Source organism: Metabacillus herbersteinensis (assembly GCF_042433335.1).
GTDB lineage: Bacteria > Bacillota > Bacilli > Bacillales > Bacillaceae > Metabacillus > Metabacillus herbersteinensis.
Genome location: NZ_JBHLVO010000066.1, coordinates 1 through 5,938 on the forward strand (window position 1 = coordinate 1; position 5,938 = coordinate 5,938).

General features: G+C 35.2%; 5 protein-coding genes. 3 read left to right on the plus strand and 2 right to left on the minus strand.

Features of this window, described 5'->3' with window-relative positions; genetic code table 11:
- Positions 1 to 261: 261 nt before the first annotated feature.
- Positions 262 to 1,683: a MocR-like pyridoxine biosynthesis transcription factor PdxR gene (pdxR, locus tag ACFFIX_RS27515; protein ID WP_378939814.1), complete on the minus strand. Its 1,422-nt coding sequence runs from the start codon at positions 1,681 to 1,683 to the stop codon at positions 262 to 264.
- Positions 1,684 to 1,806: 123 nt separating this feature from the next.
- Here pdxR and ACFFIX_RS27520 point away from each other — a divergent pair, with 123 nt between their 5' ends.
- The 3 genes from ACFFIX_RS27520 (at position 1,807) to ACFFIX_RS27530 (ending at position 4,757) form a co-directional block, all read left to right on the plus strand.
- Entirely contained in the window at positions 1,807 to 2,433 is a 627-nt protein-coding gene (locus tag ACFFIX_RS27520) for an FMN-binding negative transcriptional regulator (RefSeq protein ID WP_378939816.1), read from the plus strand.
- Between the two features lie 102 nt (positions 2,434 to 2,535).
- Positions 2,536 to 3,186, plus strand: coding sequence for a dihydrodipicolinate synthase family protein (locus tag ACFFIX_RS27525; protein ID WP_378939817.1), 651 nt, complete (start codon positions 2,536 to 2,538; stop codon positions 3,184 to 3,186).
- 365 nt (positions 3,187 to 3,551) lie between these two features.
- Positions 3,552 to 4,757 (plus strand): YbfB/YjiJ family MFS transporter, encoded by a 1,206-nt coding sequence (locus tag ACFFIX_RS27530; protein ID WP_378939819.1) that lies wholly within the window; start codon positions 3,552 to 3,554, stop codon positions 4,755 to 4,757.
- A 114-nt stretch (positions 4,758 to 4,871) separates the two neighbouring features.
- On the opposite strand, the gene ACFFIX_RS27535 is transcribed toward ACFFIX_RS27530, so the two are convergent.
- On the minus strand, positions 4,872 to 5,576 hold the full coding sequence (locus tag ACFFIX_RS27535) for a DUF421 domain-containing protein (RefSeq protein ID WP_378939821.1): 705 nt from the start codon (positions 5,574 to 5,576) through the stop codon (positions 4,872 to 4,874).
- Positions 5,577 to 5,938: the final 362 nt, after the last annotated feature.

Sequence of the window (5,938 nt, forward strand, 5' to 3'; positions counted from 1 at the left end):
GGATTAGTTAGAACGCCGTATGAGATGAAAGTTTCATGTACGGTGTGAACGAAGGGAAAAGGGAGCGATAACGTCAAACCCTTACCTATTCGTATGAGTAAGTCTTCTTGAACTAACAGGCAGTTGCTTAATAAGAGACTATAATAAATTCCTTAACAGTCAGGTGAAGTTAGGTACGACTATAATGTTTTAAAAAAATCGAAGAGCCAATGACATTATTGGTTCTTCGTTTTTTTTTGTATGCTTATGTTTATAGGTTAGTTAGAACCAAGCTTTGGAAAGTAAGTGAACTCCTTCATGAATCCTATTCTCATCTAAACCGGCAAATCCAAGTAGCACTTGAGAATATTCTTGAGAAGGTGGTCGCTCATAAAATGAGGACACTGGATACACTAAAACACCCACCTCTTTAGCAGTAGCGATAAGCTCTTTCTCTGTCATGTTATTCTTGGGTTCTAAGAGCACGTGTAAACCAGAACCTGAACCAATTATTCGGACCCGATCATTCATGTTAGCTTTAATAGATGTAAGTAAAGCTTTATGCCGTTTCTTATAAATATTTCTTGCTTTGTTTAAATGCCTTGACCATTGGCCACTTTCCATAAAGAGCTTTAATGTATGTTGATGTAATCTTGAAACAGTTTGCTTATAACCAATAAAGTTTTCATTGTACTTTACTAACAACTTTGTTGGGAGTACCATATAGCTCAAACGCAAAGATGGAATTAGTGACTTGGAAAAAGTCCCCATGTATACAACATTTCCATACAGATCAAGGCTTTGAAGCGATGGAATAGGCTTTCCTTCGTATCGAAATTCACTATCGTAATCATCTTCGATGACATATCCACTCTTCTCCCTCGCCCATTCTATCAATTCTAAGCGCCGTGATATTGGCATTACGGTTCCTAAAGGGAATTGATGGGAAGGAGTGACGTAGGCAACTTTCACTTCGCTCGCTGTTAATTCGGCAACATTAATTCCATTTTCATCAAGATGAATTGGCTTAACTGTTCTTCCATAGTCCTTAAATATAAGGCGTACTCGGTCATAACCGGGTTCTTCTATACCATAAACTAATTCTCTGCCAATCATTTTACATAGCATGCTTAATAGGTATTGTGTGCCTGCTCCAATTACAATTTGATCTTCAGAACATTCAACTCCTCTAGATTGATAAAGGTATCTAGCAATGTGTTTTCGAAGTTCAAATTCTCCTTGAGGATCTCCATACAATAACAGCTGGTCTTGTTCGGAAGCGAGACTTTTCATGGTCAATTGACGCCATAACTTAAATGGAAAATGAGTTAAATCTACATCCCCATACTTAAAATCGTATTCAATCTTTGGTTGTTGATCTTCCTGATGATCAAATTCCCTATTTTCAGTTTTATCTATATCGTTGTTGTTAGAATCTTTAAGGAAGAGGTCATTTTTTATCTCTACAACAAACAATCCTTTTCTTTCTTCACTTCTAATATAACCTTCAGCAACAAGTTGTTGGTAAGCAGCATCAACCGTGTTACGACTCACGTTTAAATAATCTGCCAAATTTCTTTGAGAAGGTAACTTACTGTGAGGGGGAATATTTTTTATTTGTATTTCATTTCTAAGATACTCATAAAGTTGGATATAAATGGGCTCTTTTTTTCCAACATCTAAGGTTGGCGTTATTTCTAACATATTTAACCTCCTTATAAACTGGCACTTGAAAATGTTTGTAAACTGGTGCTTTTAATGATACCAGTTGTTTTATTATAATAAGTTTACATTTTGGTGATCACAAAAGTAAAGGAGTGTTTTCTAATGTACATCCCATCACACTTTAAAATTGAAGATGATGAAATTATTTATGACATCATTGAAGAGTATGGATTTGCTACTTTTTTCTCACAACATGAGGGTGAACCTTTCGCAACTCATATTCCCTTAATGATTGATGAAGATAAGGAATACTTATATGGTCACTTTGCTCGAGCAAATCCTCAATGGAATGACATTCACAATCAAAATGTTCTTGCAATCTTTCATGGCCCTCATTGTTATATCTCTTCCTCTTGGTATGAGTCAAATCAAGCCGTACCTACTTGGAATTATTTATCAGTTCATGTATATGGGAAAGTTGAAATTGTTGAGGATGATGAATTAAAAGAATCTTTAAGTGATTTAGTAAAAAAATATGAGGTACCTGACAGTTCTTATCAATTAGACGAAGTCGATGCAAGATATCTGGAAGGTATGACAAAAGGCGTTGTGGGTTTTAAAATTAAGATTAATAAAATTGAGGGAAAAGCGAAATTGAGTCAGAACCATTCAATCGAACGGAGAAAGCTTGTTATTCAAGAACTAGAGAAATTTGAAAGTGAGGATGAGCGAAAGATTGCATCTTATATGAAAGATTATTTGCGAAAAGACCTACTTAAGAAAAAATAAGTTTCTTATTAAAGTAACGGGTCTTTACTTTAATAAGGTTTTGAAACGATCTTCCAGAAACGGTGCAGGTAAGTTGAAGTAGAGATAAAAGGAGATAACATTATGCTAAAAGAAACATTTCACATCGCTGTGCCAACTGCATTTTTTGAAGACGAATCTGTAAATATTCAGGGGACAATAGATCATATAAGAGATTTGTATAAACAAGGAGTAAAGTCTGTTCTTGTCTCTGGATCTACTGGTGAGCAGCATAGTCTGAACCTTAAAGAGAAAATTGAAATAATAAACAGTTTAGTATTGGAAGAAGAACTTATTAATAATATGGAAATTTCATTTGGGGTGTCATCTATTAGACAGAAAGAGGCAGAAGAACTGGCTAAAAAGATTCGGACTACAAAAATATCAGGTATTTTGCTTGGTCCACCATATGTTCTACCGACACAAGAAGAGGCATTGGTTTATACAAAAACCATTATTAATCTTAGTAATAAGCCTACTATCTTATATAACAATCCAAAAAGAACTGGATTTAATTTATCAGTAAACAGTATTATTCAGTTAAGTAAGATAGAATTAGTAGTTGGATTAAAAGAAGCTGGCAATAAAGAAAAAGTTGGACTACTAAAAAACAATATTAACAGAAGCAACTTTCATTTTTATGCTGGTGGAGAAGTGGAATTAGAGGAAAAAGTATTACAGGGGTTTGATCGTCTTTCTTCAATCGCTGGAAATATTTCACCTATGGAAATTTAGTCAATGGTTTAATAAAATGCTTACGAAAAAAAATATTACTCAACAAGAAAGAGTAAAGATAGAAACCATCATTCAACAAGTTTATCAAGGGTCGCCTTTAGTAAACCTAAAGAAAAGTATTAATCAAAAGAGAATTCCAATGGGAATTTGCAGGAGTCCAATTGGAAATATTTAATTAGATAGATCATTATTTTCTTAAACTCGTGTGATTACTACAAAGTTAGCCTCATTTTATATGGGTAGGTATTTATTTTACTTACTCAATGTTCTTCAACTAAGGGCGCGATTGTTGAACAACATAGGTAGAAAATGATCAAAATTTTTTATAAAATCGAAACTTAAATCTGCTCAAAGGTGTTGAGGGTTTGACTAAACATCCATTTCTCTTTTTAATAGGAGGAATATTGTCTTTAATCATTGCTATGGGAATTGGGAGGTTTGCCTATACCCCCATTCTTCCAATCATGCAAAATGATCTCTCTTTTTCAGATGCAATAGCCGGTTACCTTGCCACAAGCAATTACGCAGGATATTTGCTTGGAGCAATTTTAGTAGGGGTCATCCCTTTGAGGCAGCACAGAACGCTTTCCTTGAGATTAAGTCTGACCATCAGTATCTTAACCACTGCCTGTATGGGTCTATCTCATTCTTATTTAATTTGGTATGTACTTCGTTTTCTTTCTGGAATCGCCAGTGCCTTCGTGTTTGTTTTAGCCTCAAGCATCGTGTTAGATAAACTCGCTGCCAGAGACAAGACAAATTGGTCAGGCTTTTTCTACGGAGGGGTAGGGCTTGGAATCTTTTTTACCGGCATGATTATTCCGGGTTTAAACCAATCATTTAAGTGGGAAGGCGCTTGGATAGGATTGGCTGTCGTAAGTGTAATCTTTGCTTTCTTAGTATGGATCTGGCTCAAAGATGCCCCCCTCATTCGTGGGCGAAAGATTAAACAAGAAATTTCCACACAGGTACCTCCAGTCAAATGGCTCCCTTGGCTGATTGCAGCCTACGGCTTGGAAGGATTAGGTTACATCGTCACGGGTACGTTTATCGTATCCATTGCTGAAAAGACCTCAAGCTTTAGTAGCGATGCTACCTTAGTTTGGATGGTGGTAGGGTTGGCTGCTGTTCCATCATGTATCATCTGGTCATCTCTGGCTAAAAAATGGGGATACGTTAAGTCTTTAGTGTTTGCAATGACTATACAGTCCGTCGGTATTGCGATGCCTGTCCTCTGGATGTCCCAAACCGGTCTTGTAATAAGTGCATTATTATTTGGAGCCACGTTTATGGGTATTACTACACTTACCACAACATTTGCACGCCAAATGAGTCCATCCAATAGTAGTCAAATCATTGGCCATCTTACAGCTATCTATGCTGTTGGCCAAATGATTGGACCAACAATTGCGGGGATTTTATCATCATTCACCCGTGATTATAATGCTGCTTTGATAGGAGCAGCAAGTGTAGTATTAGTTGGCGCATGCTTGCTTTTAAAAGGAATTCAATTTGAGAAGAAGCCCAATATAGAAAATGCACCCATGAATTACAAAAAAGAAGCTCTTTAAATATTATTGTTGTTCAACAAACGGGCGCTTTTCTAGAATAAAGAATTGCGCTCTTTCTTTATGTACAGGGCCATATTGTTGAAGAAGGTAAACAAATCAATCGCTTTTGTGAATTTAATTATACAAAAATATTTTAAGATCTTCATTATTGTCAATAGTGGCCAGTAATATATCGCTTAAATTTACGTTATATGTTGTTTTTATCTTATTTAATAGCCATTGTTCATCTTTTCCAAGTAGTCTTAACTCATTGTAATTAATCTTTTGTTCTTTAATAATGATTTTAGGAAAATCAAAAGGTTTTATTGTTGAATTGAAATTAGAATGAGTGATCGGCTGGTGTTGAGGATAGAGGAATATGGATACGGTTCCTCCTGGTTCCCATAATGCAAGTGCTACTTTTTGAATATCTTCAGTTTTTTCTTTTCGCAGTTCAGATAAAAGAACATCAATTGATATTCTAGCTTTATTTAAATTTTTGTAATTAATTTTCCCATATTCAATAAGTGGTATGGGAGAAGGCTCAAAGATTTTTCTTAGTGGATCCCACCTTAAACTCAAAAATACTCCCGTAAGGTATAAAATTACTAGCACACTCATGGTAATCATAGAACCTTTTAACCCTAACTGCTCATCTGACAAAGGATGTGCAATAATGTTCCCTATTAGCAACGCCATTACAAAATCCAGAAATCTTAACTGTGAAATAGATCGCTGACCCATTAGTTTAGCTACGATTACTAAAAAGAAGAAACCAATAATCGCTCTTAAGCCCCATTGTACGGCGTTCAGTGACTCCTGACCACTAAAAAATTCCATAAATCCCACGTCCTAATTCTTTAAATGTCATGACACAATCGCATTTTGGGCCACTGTTATTCTTTGCCTTTTTAAAAAAAGATATGTGTTCAGAATTTATGACCTTAAACATAATTTCATCTTCAACTAAATATCGCTTTTCAGGTATGCCAATGGCATAAAAAAATTATTTCCTATTATTTTCGTCGAAACTTAATAGGACTTATTCAACAATTGGGCGCCTTTCTTAAATAAGAGGGCGTTCTTTTTGAATTGGACCAGTTTATTGAAAAGGCTTTGTAAGAAGGAGATTTTGATTTTATTGTTAAGAAGAGGGGATGAATAGTAAAAGAAGATTTCAACTGAATTTAATAAAACATGAT

Bases quoted from the DNA above. Each gene is read 5' to 3' on its own strand.
- pdxR (WP_378939814.1), bottom strand. From the start codon at position 1,683: ATGTTAGAAATAACGCCAACCTTAGATGTTGGAAAAAAAGAGCCCATT.
- ACFFIX_RS27520 (WP_378939816.1), top strand. From the start codon at position 1,807: ATGTACATCCCATCACACTTTAAAATTGAAGATGATGAAATTATTTAT.
- ACFFIX_RS27525 (WP_378939817.1), top strand. From the start codon at position 2,536: ATGCTAAAAGAAACATTTCACATCGCTGTGCCAACTGCATTTTTTGAA.
- ACFFIX_RS27535 (WP_378939821.1), bottom strand. From the start codon at position 5,576: ATGGAATTTTTTAGTGGTCAGGAGTCACTGAACGCCGTACAATGGGGC.